Annotated in this window: 12 protein-coding genes; 3 read left to right on the forward strand and 9 right to left on the reverse strand. The window is 73.1% G+C overall.

All coding sequences use genetic code 11. The features are described 5' to 3' along the window. Positions 1-7 precede the first annotated feature (7 nt). From hpnH to GNZ18_RS06445, 7 genes are all read right to left on the reverse strand, one after another. Entirely contained in the window at positions 8-1,012 is a 1,005-nt protein-coding gene (gene hpnH, locus GNZ18_RS06415; RefSeq protein ID WP_156215244.1) for an adenosyl-hopene transferase HpnH, read from the reverse strand. Next, the gene (gene shc / locus GNZ18_RS06420; protein ID WP_156215246.1) at positions 1,013-2,896 is read right to left on the reverse strand and encodes a squalene--hopene cyclase; all 1,884 of its coding nucleotides are present in this window, start codon (positions 2,894-2,896) and stop codon (positions 1,013-1,015) included. It abuts the gene before it with no gap. After that, a complete protein-coding gene (locus tag GNZ18_RS06425) occupies positions 2,896-3,909 on the reverse strand; it encodes a polyprenyl synthetase family protein (protein WP_312874329.1) in 1,014 nt (337 codons plus the stop codon). The genes shc and GNZ18_RS06425 overlap by 1 nt, the downstream gene beginning before the upstream one ends. Further along, a complete protein-coding gene (gene hpnE / locus GNZ18_RS06430; RefSeq protein ID WP_312874330.1) occupies positions 3,906-5,228 on the reverse strand; it encodes a hydroxysqualene dehydroxylase HpnE in 1,323 nt (440 codons plus the stop codon). The genes GNZ18_RS06425 and hpnE overlap by 4 nt, the downstream gene beginning before the upstream one ends. 13 nt (positions 5,229-5,241) lie before the next feature. Further along, a complete protein-coding gene (hpnD, locus tag GNZ18_RS06435) occupies positions 5,242-6,159 on the reverse strand; it encodes a presqualene diphosphate synthase HpnD (RefSeq protein WP_156215248.1) in 918 nt (305 codons plus the stop codon). 55 nt (positions 6,160-6,214) lie between these two features. Beyond that, positions 6,215-7,078: a squalene synthase HpnC gene (gene hpnC, locus GNZ18_RS06440; RefSeq protein WP_312874331.1), complete on the reverse strand. Its 864-nt coding sequence runs from the start codon at positions 7,076-7,078 to the stop codon at positions 6,215-6,217. Positions 7,079-7,221: 143 nt separating this feature from the next. Further along, a complete protein-coding gene (locus tag GNZ18_RS06445) occupies positions 7,222-8,154 on the reverse strand; it encodes an aminoglycoside phosphotransferase family protein (protein WP_156215250.1) in 933 nt (310 codons plus the stop codon). A 57-nt stretch (positions 8,155-8,211) separates the two neighbouring features. Here GNZ18_RS06445 and GNZ18_RS06450 point away from each other — a divergent pair, with 57 nt between their 5' ends. Next, the gene (locus tag GNZ18_RS06450; RefSeq protein WP_156215251.1) at positions 8,212-11,772 is read left to right on the forward strand and encodes a WD40 repeat domain-containing serine/threonine protein kinase; all 3,561 of its coding nucleotides are present in this window, start codon (positions 8,212-8,214) and stop codon (positions 11,770-11,772) included. Positions 11,773-12,159: 387 nt separating this feature from the next. After that, entirely contained in the window at positions 12,160-14,025 is a 1,866-nt protein-coding gene (locus tag GNZ18_RS06455; RefSeq protein WP_156215253.1) for a CocE/NonD family hydrolase, read from the forward strand. A gap of 128 nt (positions 14,026-14,153) precedes the next feature. Here the strand turns inward: GNZ18_RS06455 and GNZ18_RS06460 are convergent, their stop codons facing one another. Beyond that, positions 14,154-14,801: a response regulator gene (locus GNZ18_RS06460; protein WP_156215255.1), complete on the reverse strand. Its 648-nt coding sequence runs from the start codon at positions 14,799-14,801 to the stop codon at positions 14,154-14,156. Then, positions 14,801-15,949, reverse strand: a complete 1,149-nt coding sequence (locus tag GNZ18_RS06465; RefSeq protein WP_156215257.1) for a sensor histidine kinase — start codon at positions 15,947-15,949, stop codon at positions 14,801-14,803. Before GNZ18_RS06465 ends, GNZ18_RS06460 begins: the two co-directional genes overlap by 1 nt. Before the next feature lie 157 nt (positions 15,950-16,106). On the opposite strand from GNZ18_RS06465, the gene GNZ18_RS06470 reads away from it, so the two are divergent. Next, positions 16,107-16,619 carry a DUF6326 family protein gene (locus tag GNZ18_RS06470; protein ID WP_156215259.1) on the forward strand — a complete coding sequence of 171 codons (513 nt, stop codon included), beginning with the start codon at positions 16,107-16,109 and terminating at the stop codon, positions 16,617-16,619. The last annotated feature ends 460 nt before the right edge of the window (positions 16,620-17,079 follow it).

The following is a 17,079-nucleotide window of genomic DNA, read 5'->3' on the forward strand; positions in this document are numbered from 1 at the left end:
CGGAGGGTCAGCCGCTGCGGATCGCGCGCAGCGACTCGGTCAGCGACCCGATCGTGGCGAAGACGGCGGTCGGCTCGTAGCCGCAGTGCGCCATGCAGTTGGAGCAGCGGTCGTCGCGGCCCCGGCCGTAGGCGCCCCAGTTGGTCGTCCGCACGAGCTCCTCGTAGGTGTCGGCGTAGCCGTCGTCCATCAGGTAGCAGGGGCGCTGCCAGCCCTTCAGCGAGTAGGACGGGATCGCCCACGCCGTGCACGGGAAGTCGGCCCTGCCCTCCAGGAAGTCCAGGAACAGCGGCGAGTGGTTGAACCGCCAGCGGCGGCGCCGGCCGTCGGCGAACACCTTCCGGAACAGCTCCCGCGTCTCCTGCACGCCGAGGAAGTGCTCCTGGTCGGGCGCCTTCTCGTAGGCGTAGGCGGGGGAGATCATCATCTGGTCGACGCCCAGGTCGTCGTTGAGGTAGTCGAGGACGTCGATGACGGTCTGCGGGGTGTCGGTGTTGAACACGGTCGTGTTCGTCGTGACCCGGAAACCGCGCTCGCGGCACATCGCGATGGCCTCCACGACCTGGTCGAACACGCCGTCCTTGCAGACGGACGCGTCGTGCCGCTCGCGCAGCCCGTCCACGTGCACCGCCCACGCGAAGTACCGGGACGGCTCGAACAGGTCGATCTTCTTCGGGATCAGGGCGGCGTTCGTGCACAGGAACACGTACCGCTTCATCTTGACCAGCTCGGCGACCATCTCGCCGATCCCCGGGTGCATCAGCGGCTCGCCGCCCGCGATCGACACCATCGGCGCGCCGCTCTCGCGGACCGCCGCGACCGCCTGCTCGACCGGCATCCGCTGCTTCAGCAGGCTCGCCGGATGCTGGATCTTCCCGCACCCCGCGCAGGCGAGGTTGCACGCGTACAGCGGCTCCAGCTCGACCAGCAGCGGGAACTTCGCGCGGCGGGCGAGCCTGTTGCGCAGGATGTAGCCGCCGACCCGCAGGCTCTGGCGTAGTGGCATGCCCATTTACGACGCGTCCTCCCTCAGGTAGCGGCCGAGGGCGCTCACCGGGAACACCAGCCGGTACAGGTGGTAGTTGATGTAGAAGTAGCCGGGGAACCCGGTTCCGGTGAAGTGGTCCTCGTCCCAGGTCCCGTCGGGGCGCTGCCGCTCTGTGAGCCAGCCGACGCCGCGCTCGACCGCCGGTCCGCGCTCGCCGGCGGCCAGCAGCGCCAGCAGCGCCCACGCGGTCTGGGACGGGGTGGACGCGCCGCGTCCGATCCACGCCGGGTCGCGGTAGGAGCGCAGGTCCTCGCCCCAGCCGCCGTCGTCGCGCTGGTGCCGCTCCAGCCAGGCCACCGCCCGCCGGATCACCGGCTTGCCGGGCCGGACGCCCGCCGCGATCAGCGCGGGCACGACGGCGCCGGTCCCGTAGACGTGGTTGGCGCCCCACCGCCCGTACCAGGAGCCGTCCTGCTCCTGCGCCTTCAGCAGCCACACCACGGCGCGCTTGCACAGCTGCGAGTCGCCCATCCCCTGCGCGCACAGCGCCTCCACGACGTGCGCGGTGACGTCGGCGGACGGCGGGTCGATGACCTCGCCGAAGTCGCAGAACGGGAGCCTGCGGCACAGCTCGCGGGTGTTGTCGGCGTCGAACGCGCCGAACCCGTCGTCGCGCGAGACCATCCCGGCCATCCAGCGCAGGCCCCGCTCGACGGCGGGCGGCGCGTCCGGATGCGCGACGCGGCCGAGCGCCAGCACGACCTCGGCGGTGTCGTCGACGTCGGGGTAGTAGTCGTTGTCGAACTCGAACGACCAGCCGCCGGGCGGCAGGCCGGGGCGGCGCACCTGCCAGTCGCCGGGGCCCTTCACCTCCTCGCCGACCACCCACGCGGCGGCCTTCTCCAGCGCCGGGTGCCCGGCGGGCATGCCCGCGTCGGCGAGCGCGGTCATGGCGAGCGCGGTGTCCCAGACCGGGGACTGGCACGCCTCCAGGCGCCGCCCCTGCCCGTCCCGGATCGTGAAGCGCTCCAGGCCCTGGAGCCCGCGCCGCATGACCGGGTGGTCGACGTCGTGGCCGAGCAGGTTCAGCGCGATGAGCGAGTACACCCACGGCGGCTGGATGCCGCCCCACGACCCGTCCGGCTCCTGCCGCGCGATGATCCACTCGGCGGCGCGGCGCAGCGCGGCCCGCCGCACCGCCTTCACCGGGCGCCGCTGGTAGACGCGCAGCGCGCGGTCGAGCGCGTGGAACGCCTCGGCCCAGCCGGGCGGCCCCTGGCGCCTCCTCCGCACGTGCTGGCCGTGCAGCTCGGCGATGTCGAAGGGCAGCGGCCGGACGGGGCGCAGCGCCGCCGCCACCGTCAGCGGCACGATCGTCTGCCGCGCCCAGCACCCGAAGTCGTAGACGTTCAGCGGGAACCACGACGGCAGGTAGATCATCTCCGGCGGGACGACGGGCAGCGCGTCCCACGGCCAGCGCCCGAACAGCGCCAGCCAGTAGCGCGTGAACACGCGCGTCGCCGGGAGGCCGCCCGCCTCGCGCACGTACGCGGCGGCGCGGCGCATGTGGTCGGCGCCGGTCGGGTCCCCGGCGAGCCGCAGCGCGACGTAGGCCTCGACCGTCGTGGACAGGTCGGGCGGGCCGCCGAAGAAGTTCGCCCACGTCCCGTCCTCGCGCTGCTGGGAGCGGATCCAGCGGGCCGCCTCCCGCGTCTCCTCCTCGTCGCGGACGCCGAGGAACTCGCGGAGCAGCAGGTCCTCGGCGTCCATGGTCACGTTCGTCTGGAGCTCGCCCTTCCACCAGCCCTCGGGGGACTGGAGGCCGAGCAGGTGCTCCCGCGCCGCGTCGAGCGTCTTGCGCGCCGCCTCCCTGGTGGAGGGGGCGGCGGGTTCGGCTGTCGTGGTCATCAGTGGTCCCGGTGGGTGACGAAGTCGGCGACGCGCAGGAACTCGGTGCGGACGGGGGTGGGCACGCCCGCTCCGGCGAGGTGCTCCCCGGCGCTCTCCACCCGGCGCGCGGCCTCGGCCCGCGCCCACGCCCTGCCGCCCGCGAGGTCGACGAGCCGCGCCGCCTCGGCCAGCTCGTCCTCGCCCGGCGGCTCCGGCCGGGCGTACAGCTCGGCCAGCGCCGCGGACGCGGGCGTGCCGGAGTTCAGCGCCGCCACGACCGGCAGCGACATCTTGCGGGACCGCAGGTCCGACAGCGCGGGCTTGCCGGTCGCCGCCGGATCGCCCCAGATGCCGAGCAGGTCGTCGGTGAGCTGGAACGCGACGCCGAGGTCGGCGCCGAACCCCTCCAGCGCGGCCGCGAGGCCCTCGGGCGCCCCGTCCAGCACGGCGCCGATCGAGCACGAGCAGGCCAGCAGCGCGGCGGTCTTCCCGGCGGCCATCGACTGGCACTCCTCCAGCGTGATCTTGTGGCGGGTCTCGAAGCTCAGGTCGAGCGACTGGCCCGCGATGAGGTGCCGGGTCGCGACGGCCAGCGCGCGCGCCGCCCGCGCCGAGCCCTGGCCCGGCGCCTCCAGCAGCACCTCCCCGGCGAGGGCGAGCAGCGCGTCCCCGGCCAGGATCGCGGCGGGCTCGCCGTAGACGGCCCACGCCGCCGGGCGGTGCCGCCGCGTCCGGTCGCCGTCCATGATGTCGTCGTGCAGGAGCGAGAACGCGTGCGTCAGCTCGACCGCGACCGCGCCCGGCAGCGCGCTCTCCGGCGGCGCGCCCGCCGCGCGGGCCGACAGCAGGGCCAGCGCGGGGCGCAGCGCCTTCCCGGCGGGCTCCTTGCGCGGCCGCCCCTCCGCGTCGGCCCAGCCGAGGTGGTAGGCCGCCACCCGGTAGGTGTGCGGGTCGAGCCGCCCGACCGCGGCGCGCAGCGCCCCGTCGACCAGCTCGCGGACATCGGTCATCGAGACCGGAACGGTCGTCACCGGCCCCTCACCCCCTCAAGGTGGCGGCGGACCAGGCGTGCGGCGGTCAGACCGCTGCGCACTGCTCCCTCCATCGTGTCGGGCCAGCCCGTGTCGGTCCACGCGCCGGCGAGGAACAGGCCCGGCGCCCGCGTCGCCGCGCCGGGACGCGCCGCGCCGCTGCCGGGACGCTGGCGGAACGTCGCCCGCCGCTCCCGCGTGACGAAGAAGTCGGTGACGGACGCGTGCCGGGCGGCGGGCAGCAGCCGGCGCAGCTCGCGTGTGAACCGCTCGCGCAGCCGGGCCGTCGGGACGTCGATCCAGCGGTCGGCCGCCGACAGCGAGACGGCCAGGTACTGCCCGTCGCCGCGCAGCCCGCCGACCACCGTCCGGTCGAACGCCCACTGGACGGGCGAGCCGACCGCCGCCACGAACGGCAGCCCCAGCACCGGCCGGTCGTAGACGACGTGCACGTTGACGATCGGGCTCGCGCCCAGCTCCGGCCAGCGCAGCGGGTCGGGCAGCGCCTCGGCGGGCAGCAGCCGCGCCGCCGCCTCGTGCGGCACGGCCATGACCACCGCGTCGGCCGCGATCGGCGCCCCGTCCACGATCACCTTCGGGTCGGCGGTGACCGCCTCCACCTTCGCCTTGAGCAGGACGGTGCCGCCCGCCTCCTCGATCCGCGCCAGCGCGGGCCCGCCGTGCAGGTCCGCCAGCGGGACGGACGGGACGCCGATGTCGGCCGCGTCCGCGCGCCCGAACAGCGCCCGCCGGCACACCATCGCCGACAGGCCGAGCGCCGCGTCGTCCACCTCGGCGTTCAGCGCGGCCGTGACGAACAGCCCCCACAGCGCCTCGCGCGCCCAGGGGCGCTGGCCCCGCTCCGCCAGCCAGGTGCCCGCCGCCACCCCGTCCAGGACGGGGTCGGCCGGGTCGAGGGACCGGATCCTCGCCGCCGCCCACACCGCCCTCAGCCGCTCGGCCGCCGACAGCGGCGCGTAGCGGGCCAGGGCGGGCAGCAGGTGCAGCGGGCTCGGCAGCGGCGCCCGCCGCAGCCGCGCGGGCGCCCCGCCGGGCCGCAGCACCGTCACGTCGAACCTGCGCTGCACGTCCAGCAGGTGGTCGGTGCCCAGGCGCTGGAGCAGCCCCTGGTAGGCGGTGCAGCAGCGCAGCGCGACGTGCTGGCCGTTGTCGACGGTCAGGTCGCCGCGCCCGAACGAGTGGGTGGCGCCGCCCAGCCAGGGGCGCGCCTCCACCAGCGTGACGTCGGCCCCCGCCTCCTGGAGCGCCAACGCCGCGCTGATGCCCGCGAGGCCCCCGCCGACGACGACGACGCTCACCGCCCGCCCCCCGTCACCGCTCGACGCCCGTCAGGGCGCGGGCCGCCACGACGGCCTTCTGCCAGGTCGGCAGCGACACCCGCGAGGTCAGCGCGAGCGCCGGGCTCTCCGCGATGCGCTCCAGCAGCCGCCGGTAGATCCCCGCCATCGCCGCCGTGCACGCCGCCGAGCGCCGGTCGAGCAGCGGCAGCAGCCGCAGCCCCTCGGCGTACCAGGCCCGCGCCCGCTCCGCCTGGAACGCGACGAGGTCGTGCAGCCGCGACGCCGGGTCGACGAACTCGCCCGTCTCGTCCAGCTCCAGCGTGCACCCGAACCGGTCGAGGTCCTCGGCGGGCAGGTACACCCGGCCCGCGAGCCGGTCCTCCCTGACGTCCCGCAGGATGTTCGTGAGCTGGAACGCGACCCCGAGCGAGTCCGCGAGCCCCTCCGCGCGCTGCCGCCCGTCGTAGCCGAACACGCCCAGCGACAGGCGGCCCACCGTGCCCGCGACCTGCTGGCAGTACCGCAGCAGGTCGTCGAACGTCTCGTAGGCGGCGCCGCGCACGTCGCTCTCGCAGCCGTCGATCAGCTCCGCGAACGCGTCCAGCGGGATCGGGTAGCGGCCCGCCGCGTCCGCCAGCGCCGTCAGCACCGGGTGCCCCTCCAGCGCCCGCGAGTCGGCCCGCCGCCACAGCACCTCCTGGACCGTTTCGAGCCGCCCGCGCGCCCGGTCCAGCAGGTCCATCCGGACGCACGCGGGCTCCGGGCCGTCCCCGATGTCGTCCACGCCCCGCGCGAACGCGTAGATCGCGCTCATCGCGCGGCGCTTCGGGGCGGGCATCAGCCGGATCCCGTAGCCGAAGTTGCGGGCCTCCTCCCGGACCACCCGCTCGCAGTGCCGATACGCCTCCACGACCCACTCGGGCCGCTCGCACGTCTCCGAAACCGTCATCGCTCACCCTCTCCGAGAGCGCGGGTTCTGCCTCGTCCGTCCTGGAGCGGATGCGTCATCGCCGGCCCCCTCCGAGAGCGGAGGCCCAGTTGGCGAGGAGCACCGGCCCGCGCGGACGCGGCGTCCGCGCCAGCACGTCGTAGCGGCCGCGCACGAGCGCGGCCAGCGCCGCGCGCCCCCCGGCGACATAGCCCGCCACCGCGATCCGGGCCCACCCGCGCAGGCCCGCCATGAGCGGCGCGGCGCCCCGGTCGAGCAGGTCCCGCGCCCGGTTCGACTCCAGCGCCAGCACCCCGCGCAGCCGCGTCGGCGTCACCGCCCGGGACAGGTCGTCCTCGGCGCAGCCGAACCGCCGCAGGTCCTCGCCGGGCAGGTAGATCCGCCCGGCCCTGAAGTCCTCGGCCACGTCCTGGCAGTGCTCGATCACCTGCAGCGCGGTGCAGACCCGGTCGGACGCCTCCTCCAGCCCCCGCCCCTCCGCGCCGAACACGTGCAGCACGATCCGCCCGACCGGATTGGCCGACAGGACGCAGTACCCCAGCAGTTCGTCGAAGGAGGCGTAGCGGGTCACCTCCTGGTCCCGGCGGTTCGCCTGGACCAGCCGCCGGAAAGGCTCCTGCGGAATTCCCCTCGCGTGGACGGTCTCCGCCAGCCGCCTTAACTGCGGAAGAACCGGCGCCCGCCCTTTGTAGAGGAGGTCCAGGTCCGCGTCCACCGAATCGAGCAGCGCCACCCGGTGCGCGCCCGGCGCCTCGTCGCCGATGTCGTCGACGAGGCGCGCGAAACCGTAGACCGCGCGCAGGTGGGCGCGGTGCCGCCCCGGCAGCAGCCGGGCCGCGACCGGGAAGTTCTCCCGCCGCGCGAGCGCGTCCAGGCCCCGCTCGTGCTCCCGCGCGCTCCAGGGTGGTTCAGTGGTCACCACTAGGAGATTCGCCGGTGCGGCACCAGAAAAACTCTGATCAAGGTATGGAGTTATTGAACCGGCGCGCGTTTCCGCGACCGAAAGGACGCGACAGGAAAGTCGCCTTTTGTGGTAATTAGCTCGCTATCGGGCGCGGCCGGTCACGGCAGCCGGCCGACCAGGCTGAGCGCGACGTCCAGCGCGCGGCTGCCGGGCGTCCCGTCGCCCTGCGCCGTCCACACCTCCGACAGGACGGCCATCACGAACCCCCACGCGACGACCCGCTCCACCGGCATCGCGAGCCCGTCGGCCACCTGCTCGATCCGCGCGGGCACCAGGTCGACCAGCCTGCCGTCCCGGTCGTCGGGGCCCGGGTTGTAGAACAGGACGCCCGCCTCGTACCCGGGGTCGCCCACCACGCCGTGCGGGTCGATCGCCAGCCACGGCTCGCGCTCCGCGCTCAGGATGTTGTCGTGGTGCAGGTCCCCGTGCAGGACGAGCCGCTCGGGCGCGCTCGCGCACAACTCGTCGAACAGCCGTCCGGCGCGCTCGACGAGGTGGCGGGGGAGCGGGCCGTCGCCCGGGAAGCGGCGCAGGTGGCCGGAGAACGACGCGCTCTCCTTCTCCAGGCCCGGGAGGGCGCATCCGGGAGGCGGCACGTGCCGGAGCCGCCGCGCCACGTCGAGGAACACGGCGGTGGCCTCCTCGTCCTTGTCCGGGACGAGTTCGCTCAGCACCCTCCCCGGCTCGGCACGCTCCAACAGCAGCGCGCCCCGGCCCGGGTCGTGCTCCAGCAGCCGCACCGCGCCCTCGCCGCCGTAGATCTCCAGGGCCGCCGCCTCGATGCCGAGGTGTCCGGGTTCGGGCGGGCCGAGCTTCAGGACCGCCTTCGTCCCGTCCTCCCTCCGGACGGGCGCGACCCAGTGGTAGCTGAGGCCGTACCGGGCGGCCTCGATCTCCAGCCGCCACTCGCGGGCGATCTCGGCGAGCAGGCCGGGCAGCCGCTTCAGCCAGCGGCGGCCGTCGTCCCCCCAGACCTCGACGGCGTTCTCGACAAGGACGGACGGGAGCGGACCAGGAAGAATCGGCGGCATCCGCCCAACCCTGCCACAGGGCGTGAACGCGTAGGAACGCCGAATCGTCCTAGGAATGTGACGACCCCACTGGTTCCCGGCGATCCCCGCGAGCTCGGCGACTACTGGCTGGCCCGCCGCCTCGGCGCGGGCGGGCAGGGGGTGGTCTACGAGGCGTACGGCGCGGACGGCGCGCGCGTCGCGGTCAAGGCGCTGCACGGGGTGTTCGCGGGGGAGCGCGCCGGCGGGCCCCGGGACGTGCTCGCCCGCGAGATCGACGCCGTGACCCGGGTGTCGCCGTTCTGCACCGCCCGCGTGCTGGCGTTCGACCTGGACGCCGAGCCCCCGTACGTGGTCAGCGAGTACGTCCCCGGGCCCGACCTGGAGCGCGCCGTCGCCTCCGGCGGCCCGTTCGGGTCCGGCGAGCTGGGACGGCTCGCGATCGGCGTCGCGACCGCGCTCGTCGCGATCCACCGGGGCGGGGTCGTCCACCGCGACCTCAAGCCCGGGAACGTCCTGCTCGGCCCCGACGGGCCCCGCGTCATCGACTTCGGGCTCGCCCGCGCCGAGGACATGACCCGCAGCGCGACCGGCGCCAAGGGCACGCCCCGCTACATGTCCCCGGAGGTCTTCGCGGGCGAGCCCGCGAGCGCCGCGTCGGATGTGTGGGCGTGGGGGGCGGTGGTGCTGTTCGGCGCGCTCGGGCGGCCGCCGTTCGCGGGCGAGAACCTGATGCAGCTCTCCCACACCGTCCAGCACGTGGAGCCGGAGCTGCACGTGCTGGACGAGCCGCTCCGGTCGGTGGTGGCTGCGGCGCTGGCGAAGCGGCCGCGGGACCGCCCGTCGGCGCGCGAGGTGCTGCTGGACCTCCTCGGCGGCTCCTTCGACGAGGGGGCGATGCTCTCGGAGGGGAGCCGGGTCGCCGCCGCGGCCGCGGCGGGTGCCGCGCCGCCCTCGCTCGCGGACGTCGCCGAGGCCGCCTACCGGCGGCTCGACCCGCTCGCGCGGGAGGCCGTCCCCGCGATCCTGCTGCGCATGGTGCTGCCGGGCGAGGGCGCCGCCGACACCCTCCGCCGGGCCGCGGTCGACGAGTTCGGCGACGGTGCCGAGCGGGCGGTCGAGGAGTTCACGCGCGCCGGGCTGCTGGTCCGCGAGGGCGACCGGGTGGCGATCTGCGGCGCGGCGCTGCTCCGCGCCTGGCCGCGGCTGCGCGGGTGGGTCGATGACGAGCGCGCCGGGCTGGCCGTGCACCGCTCGCTCGCGGACGCCGCGCGGGTCTGGGACCGGCACGGCCGCCGGGCCGGTGACCTGCTCCAGGGGAGCGTGCTGGCCCGCGCCGTCCAGTGGGCCGCGACCGGACGCCGCCACCTGACGCTGAACGCCGTCGAGCGCGCGTTCCTGGACGCCTCGGCGGCCCTCGGCCGCCGCCGCGCCCGCAGCCGGGGCGCGCTGACGGCCGCCCTCGCCGTCCTGCTGGTCGTGGCCGTGGGCGGGGCCGTCGTCGCGGTGAACCAGCGCGCGGTCCTCTCCCGCCAGCGCGACCGGGCCATCGCCGACCGGCTCGCCGCGCTCGCCGCGTCCCTCCAACGCGACGACCCGCGCACCAGCCGCCGCCTCGCCCTCGCCGCCGCGCGCGTCGGCGACGACGACCAGACCCGGAAAGCCCTCATCAACGCCATGTACCAGTGGGAGGGCGATACGTTCAACCCCGCCTCCAATGCCCAGGTGGTCCTCACCCCCGACGGCCGCACCGCCACGTTCGACGATCGCGTCCAGGTGACACGCTGGGATCTGAAGACGCACCAGCGCGTTCCGATGCCGCCGGGGGCCGAGCCGAAAAGCGCGGCCGTGTTCAGTCCGGACGGACGCCATATGGCGCAGCTCTTATCCACCGGGGGAGATCTGAGCCGGCGCGGTGTGGTCCAGGTCTACGACGCGGCCACCGGAAAGCCGCAGGGCAGGCCGATGGGCGATCCGCGTCAATCCTTCTGGAACCTGCGGTACAGCGTGAGCGGCAACCTTTTGATGATGGACAACGGGCCTGGAGGCTCCGGCGATCCCCGAACAACCGCTCCCGAAATGGCTTTATGGGACGCGCGCAGCGGTCGCCTCGCCATGAGCTGGAAGGAGCGCCCCTACGCCTGGGCCGTGAGCGCCGACGACGCCCTTGTCGCGATGGTCCTGCCGAGCGGCTTCCAACTGTGGGACGTCGCGGCCCGCAAACGGATTCCCACGCCGTGGCTGGGTGCGGCGCTGGCTTCCGAGAGCGCGTCCCAGCGGATACGCCAGGTCGGGTTCGGGCCCGCCGGAGCCAGGCTCGCCCTGGTCGCCGGCAGCGGGGTGACCGTGCTTGATCTGAACAACCTGGCGCGCACCGAGCCCGTCGCCTCGCGGTCTCGGGTCCCCTGGCACGAGCGGAGTGCGCGCGGCGTGGACGAACCGGTGTTCAGCCCCGACGGCCGCCTCCTGGCCGTCGGGTTCACTCTATGGAATCTGGACGGCTCCGCCGAGGCGCCCCTGATGGCCCGCGGGCTCGACGACGAGACGCCGACCGACTGCCGCTTCTCCGCCGCCGGTGACCTGCTGCGCTGTGCGACGACCCTCGACCGCGTCGTCACCACGAACATCTCGGGCTACGCCGACCGGATCTCCGTCGGACGCGACGCCGGACACGGGGTGCTCAGCCCGTCCGGCGACCTCCTCGCCTCCATGGGCGCGGACAGCGTCTCCATCACCGGTAATCCGGCGGGGTGGACGTCCCCTTTCTCCGTGCCTTCCTTGAGAAGCGTTTGGCGAGGGATGGTCTTCAGCCCCGACGGCGGTCTGGTGGCCATTCCCGACCGGAACCCGGACGACGGCTTCGGCGTGTGGGACGCGCGCACGCTCCAGAAGGTCGCGGAGCTCGACTGGCCCGACGGCGCGCTCGGCAAAGGCGTCGCGTTCTCCCCGGACGGCCGGTCCCTCGTCGGCGGCCTGAACGCGGAGGTCATCGACCCGCGGCACCCCTACAAGTCGTGGTTGCAGGAGTGGGACGCCCGCTCGGGCCGGCGCACCCGCGTCATCCCGTTGGAGTCCTCCGGATCGGGGGAGCTGTTCTACCGATCCGACGGTCGTACGGTGACCTTGAAGAGCGCCGTCGTCGACATGGATTCAGGACAGGTCCACAAGCGGTTCGACTTCTTCAGCGTCGTCGACGTGCTGGCCGTGTCTCCCGACGGTTCCGTCGCCCTGGTCATCATCAACCCCGACAACTTGTACCTGTGGGACCTCCGAGGCGACAAGCGAAGAGGAACGCCCCTGGCCGCCGTGCCCGACGTGGAAGACCTGCCCGCCGCGTTCTCCCCCGACGGCCGCCTGGTCGCCACCAGCGACGCGCGCGGCGGCGTCCACCTGTACGAGGTGGCCACTGGACGGCCCTACGGCCCCACCCTCCCCGGCCACGCCGGTGGTGTCGACACCTTCGCGTTCTCCCGAGACGGCACCGTGCTCTACACCTACGGAGGCGACCGCACGATTCAGGCCACCACCCTTGATCCCGCCCGCCTCACCGACCGGCTATGCGCCCAGGTCGGCGGCCTGAGCGAAGCCGAGTGGAACCAGTACGTCCCCGACCTCTCCTATAGACCCGTTTGTGGCTAAAGATCTTTACATGTAGGCCATCATGTCGGGCCGGGATGGCTCCAGCCATTTCGGCGAAATGCGCCACAGCGGCCTCGGCTGAGCCTTGCAGGTCAGCGCCCTGGCGTCCCAATCGATCTTGCGGAGAAAACTTTGAAAGTATGGCCGGGAATGGTGTTTTCGGGTCGTCCGGCTTGTCCCCGCATGGGGAGATCGGTGATCTTGGAGCGACCGGGACGGGTCGGTCAATTCGCCACAAACGGACCGTTCGGCGCACCGATCGACCGTTCGGCCGACAGGCCCTGACCGCCCTCCTGACAAGCCGTCGTGATCATGCGATGCTCCGCCCGACGACGTCGAACAGTCGACGGGCGGCCCGGCCGCCCCGGCCAGGAAGGGGTCACGGCGATGCGCGCGAGACGACGGACGACCTGGGCGAACAGAAGAAGTCGCAGCTGGCGGCTGTCCCTTGTGGCGGCGGCCGTGGTGCTGCTGGCCGGCGTCGCCGCGCCCGGTGCGCCGGCCGACGCGGCCCCGAAGGCGGAGGTGTGCGAATTCAGCGTCCAGAAGGACGTCCCTGCCACTATGCGGGACGGGACGGTGTTGCGCAGCAACGTGTTCACGCCGAAAGGGGACGGCAAGTTCCCCGTCATCCTGATGCGGCTGCCCTACAACAAGGAGGGCGCCCTGAGCTTCGTCTACGGCGCCCCGGACCGTTACGCCAAGGCCTGCTACCTCGTCGTGGTGCAGGACGTCCGCGGCGAGTACAAGTCGGATGGCGCCTTCTACCCGTACCGGACCGAGGCTGAGGACGGCTACGACACCATCGAGTGGTCCGCCGCTCTGCCGCACTCCAACGGCAAGGTCGGCATGTACGGGTTCTCCTATCCGGGGCTCACGCAGTGGCTGCCCGCCACTCTCACGCCTCCGCACCTGGTCACGATCGCCCCGGCGTTCACGTCCTCCGACATCTACGACGGATGGACCTACGAGGGCGGCGCGCTGTACCAGGCGTTCATCCAGGACTGGCTGCTGAGCTTCCTCAACGGGGGCGTCATCAGCAAGCTCCCGGACGCCGCGAAGCTGCGGGCGGAGATGACCCAGGCGTCGCGGGACCTGCACACCAAGTGGTACCGGCACCAGCCGCTGAACAACTTCCCGCCGCTGTACCCGGGGGACAACCGCATCGCGCCGTACTACTTCGACTGGATCGACCACCCGAGCGACGACGACTACTGGAAGCGCTGGAGCATCCGCACGAAGTATCCGCGGGTCAACGTGCCGTCGCTGAACTTCGGCGGCTGGTCCGACATCTTCCTCAACGGGACGGTGGAGAACTTCGCCGGGATGCGCGCCCAGGGCGGGTCCGAGGTCGCCCGGCAGGGGTCGCAGCTCCTCGTCGGGCCGTGGACGCACGGCGGCTCGGGCCGCACGGTGGGCGCCGTCGACTTCGGTCCGGAGGCGGTCGTCGCGGTGGGCGATCTGCACCTCCGCTGGTTCGACCACTGGCTGAAGGGGATCGCCAACGGCGTGGACGCGGATCCGCCGGTGAAGGTCTTCGTGATGGGCGCCAACAAGTGGCGCACGGCTGACTCCTGGCCGATCCCCGGCACCGCCAACACCACGTACTACCTGCACAGCAAGGGCGACGCGAACACCGCGAACGGCGGCGGCACGCTCGACAACACCGCGCCCGCGACGGGCGAGAAGGCCGACCAGTACCAGTACGACCCGGCGAACCCGGTGCCGAGCGTCGGCGGCCGTTTCCAGAGCTCGGTGCCCGGCGGCCCGCAGGACCAGCGGTCCGTCGAGCAGCGGCGGGACGTGCTGGTCTACAGCACCCCGCGGCTCACCAAGGACACCGAGGTCACCGGCCCGATCTCGGTCACGCTGTACGCCAGGTCCTCGGCGAAGGACACCGACTGGACGGCGAAGCTCACCGACGTCCAGCCGGACGGCACCTCGATGCTGGTCCGGGACGGCATCCAGCGCGCCCGGTACCGGGTCTCGCTGGAGAAGCCGGAGCTGATCACCCCCGGGGAGGTCTACAAGTACACGATCAAGCTGTGGCCGACCAGCAACGTGTTCAAGGCGGGCCACCGCATCCGGTTGGAGATCTCCAGCAGCAACTTCCCGATGTACGACCGGAACCCGAACACGGGCGGGAAGTTCGGCGCCGACACGACCACGCAGCCCGCGTCGCAGACCGTCCTGCACGACCCGGAGCACCCGTCGTCGATCACGCTGCCGATCATTCCGGTGCCCGTCCGCTGATCCGGCGCAACGGCTGGCCCGCGCCCCCGCCGCGGGTCAGCCGGAGGCCGGGTAGGGGCCGGCCGCCGCGGTCGAACCGCGGCCGGTACCTCCGCTCGGCGAGCCGCAGCCGCCCAGCGGGGGCGGCGTCAGATGCGGCCGGTCTCGTGGGCCCACATGGCGACCTCGACGCGGTTCCGGGCGCCGAGCTTTCGCATGAGGCTGGCGACGTGGGCCTTGACGGTGCTCGGGGTGATATGCAGCTCGCCGGCGATCTCATTGTTGGTGCGGCCTTGGGCTACAGGCACGAGGACTTCCTCCTCGCGGGCGGTGAGCGGTTCTATCGGCTGCCTCCGTGGTGGGGTCTGTGCGTGGGCGAAGGCCGCGAGCAGCCGGACGGTCACGCTGGGCGCGATCAGGGCGTCCCCGTCGGCGGCGGCGTGGATGGCCTGGGTCAGCAGGGCGGGTCCGGCGTCCTTGAGCAGGAACCCGCGGGCGCCGGCCTTGAGCGCCCCGTAGACGTACTCGTCGAGGTCGAAGGTGGTGATGACCACGATCGGCAGTGGATCGGTGACGTCGGGGCCGGCGAGGCGCCGGGTGGCCTCGATGCCGTCCATCAGCGGCATCCGGATGTCGAACAGGCCGACGTCGGGGCGCAGCCGGAGCGCCAGGCGGACCGCCTCGCGCCCGTCGGCGGCCGCGCCGACCACCTCGATGCCGGGTTGGGCGTCGAGCAGCATGGTCAGCCCGGTGCGCACGATGGGCTGGTCGTCGGCGACGAGGACCCTGACGCTCATCATGGCGTCCCGGTTCGGGGCAGGACCGCCTCCACCCGCCAGCCCCGCCCGGCGGCGGGGCCCGCGTGGAAGGTGCCGCCGAGCAGCGAGGCGCGCTCCCGCATGCCCACCAGGCCGTAGCCCGCCGGGGCGCGGCCGCCGGCGGCGGAGCCGTCGTCGTCGACGGTCAGCCGCACCTGGTCGGCGTCGCCTGTGACGGCGACGGTGACCTTCGACGCGTGCCGGGCGTGCCGCCGGGCGTTGGTGACGGACTCCTGGGCCAGGCGGTAGATCGCGGTCCCGACCGCCGGGCTGAGGTCGTCGAACTCGCCGGACAGCGTCACCTTGACGCAGGGGCGCGTCCGGCCATCGGTGGCGAGCTGCTCGACCTCGGCCACACCGGGCTGCGGCGCGAACCCGGCGTCCTGCGTGGCGCGGAGCACGCCGACGATGGCGCGCAGCTCGGTGAGGGTGCGGCTCGCCGCGTCCTCGATGACGGCCAGGGCCTCGACGGCACGCTCGGGGTGGGAGGCCGCGACGGCACGTCCTGCCTGGGCCTGGATGGCGATGCCCGTGACGCGGTGGGCGACGGTGTCGTGGAGGTCACGGGCGAGCTGTTCGCGTTCGCGGGCCTTGGCGTGGTCGATGTCGCGGATGCGGATCTTCGTGCGATAGCGGATCGCGGTGCCGAGCGCGGCGGCGAACAGGAAGAACGCGTATCCCGCGACCACCTCCGCCAGGGTGGTGGGGTCGGCGCCGAGGGCGGTGATGAGGGCCGGCCAGAGCAGGATGACGCCGAGGCCGCTCGCGGCTTCCCGGCCGGAGCCCCACCGGAACAAGGCGTAGGCCAGGATCAGCACCGCGATGCCGCTGTTCAGCAGGGCGCCCTGCGTCCCGGTGAGGACTCTGACGACGTCGATGATCGTCAACGTGCCGCAGGAGACCACGACCGCGACGAGCGGGTGCGTGCGTCGCCACAGCAGTGGGCCGAGGACCGCGAGCACCGCGAGTAGCAGCAGCGGGCGTGGCGCCAGGTCCTGACGAAGCACCGCTTCCGCCACGGACCAGCAGATCAGTACCGCGACCAAGGCCCAGTCCCGCGGCCCCAGGGCCGGGGCTTTCGCGGGTCGAGGTTCGGCCCACAGCGAGCGGAGTGCGTTGGTGGCCATCTGATGAGCCTAGGCAGCCCGCGGGCTCAATGTATCCGCCGAAAGTACAAGAGCCCGGCTGTGCCAAAGGCCAGGTCAAACCAGGTTCCGCGGCCGATGTGCCCGCCGCCGGCATCCGTGAGGGTGGAAGCACCCACCCGATCACAGGGAGTCCGTGATGAGAACGCCCCAATCCCAAGCCGCACCAGAGAATCCGTCGCCCCAGAGCACGCTGGAGGACCTGCGCCTACCCGTGCAGGCCAAGCTCGCAGCGGCATGGACCAGCTTCATGTTCCTCTACATCTACGTCGACTACCTCGCCCTGTACAAGCCCGGCTTCCTCGACGACCTCCTGGGCGGCACCGTCCACGAGTTCGACACCGGCCCGACCTTCGTCGCCGTCGCGCTCTCGCTCATGGCCGTCCCGATCCTCATGATCCTGCTCTCCGCGACACTGCCCGCCCGCGTCAACCGCACCATCAACGTCGTCGTCGCAGCGCTCTACATCCCCGTCTCGGTGTTCAACGCGGCAGGGGAGCCGTTGTCCTACTCCTACTTCTACGGCCTCTCCATCGGACTTGAGTTGCTGCTCCTGGCCTTCATCCTGCGCTCCGCCTGGTCCTGGCCACGCCGCATCACATCACCTGCGACCCTGGCCACCACCCTCGACAGCGAGCCGCAGCAGGCGTGACCACCCCCCGCGCCTGACCATCCCTCGCCCGCGCCACCCGCGAGCACGGATGGTCATGCCGGCAATGCCCCAGCGCTCGCCCAGAGCGGCAGAACACCGGCCCCTCTCCCCTTCGCGTACCTCCAGCTTTTCGCCCTGAGCACCCGGAACCGCGGCACGGTCATCGCGTCCTCGTCGCCTCTGCGAGAGCTTGGTCGCGATCGACGTGGACGAGACGCCGCTACCTAGTCGAGGACGCCGCGTCCGGGGCCTGAATGGGGGACTGCGGGGTTAACCGGTCGCCTGAACGAAGACGCCGACCGAGGCACCAGAACATGATCGCCCCAGCGGCACCCACCCCCTGCCGGTCCCTAGGCCGAAGCCACCGCATGAACGCAGCAGGTGAGGGGCTTCGACCCGCGAGGAGACCAAGCCATGCCATCAACGGCATCCGCGGGGAATTATCCTGGCGGGGTAGACG

Source organism: Actinomadura litoris (genome assembly GCF_009733595.1).
Lineage (GTDB): Bacteria > Actinomycetota > Actinomycetes > Streptosporangiales > Streptosporangiaceae > Spirillospora > Spirillospora litoris.

What these genes read in the sequence shown, in the direction of transcription:
- hpnH (WP_156215244.1), bottom strand. Translation starts at nt 1,012, where the DNA reads ATGGGCATGCCACTACGCCAGAGCCTGCGGGTCGGCGGCTACATCCTG.
- shc (WP_156215246.1), bottom strand. Translation starts at nt 2,896, where the DNA reads ATGACCACGACAGCCGAACCCGCCGCCCCCTCCACCAGGGAGGCGGCG.
- hpnD (WP_156215248.1), bottom strand. Translation starts at nt 6,159, where the DNA reads ATGACGGTTTCGGAGACGTGCGAGCGGCCCGAGTGGGTCGTGGAGGCG.
- GNZ18_RS06445 (WP_156215250.1), bottom strand. Translation starts at nt 8,154, where the DNA reads ATGCCGCCGATTCTTCCTGGTCCGCTCCCGTCCGTCCTTGTCGAGAAC.
- GNZ18_RS06455 (WP_156215253.1), top strand. Translation starts at nt 12,160, where the DNA reads ATGCGCGCGAGACGACGGACGACCTGGGCGAACAGAAGAAGTCGCAGC.
- GNZ18_RS06460 (WP_156215255.1), bottom strand. Translation starts at nt 14,801, where the DNA reads ATGAGCGTCAGGGTCCTCGTCGCCGACGACCAGCCCATCGTGCGCACC.
- GNZ18_RS06465 (WP_156215257.1), bottom strand. Translation starts at nt 15,949, where the DNA reads ATGGCCACCAACGCACTCCGCTCGCTGTGGGCCGAACCTCGACCCGCG.
- GNZ18_RS06470 (WP_156215259.1), top strand. Translation starts at nt 16,107, where the DNA reads ATGAGAACGCCCCAATCCCAAGCCGCACCAGAGAATCCGTCGCCCCAG.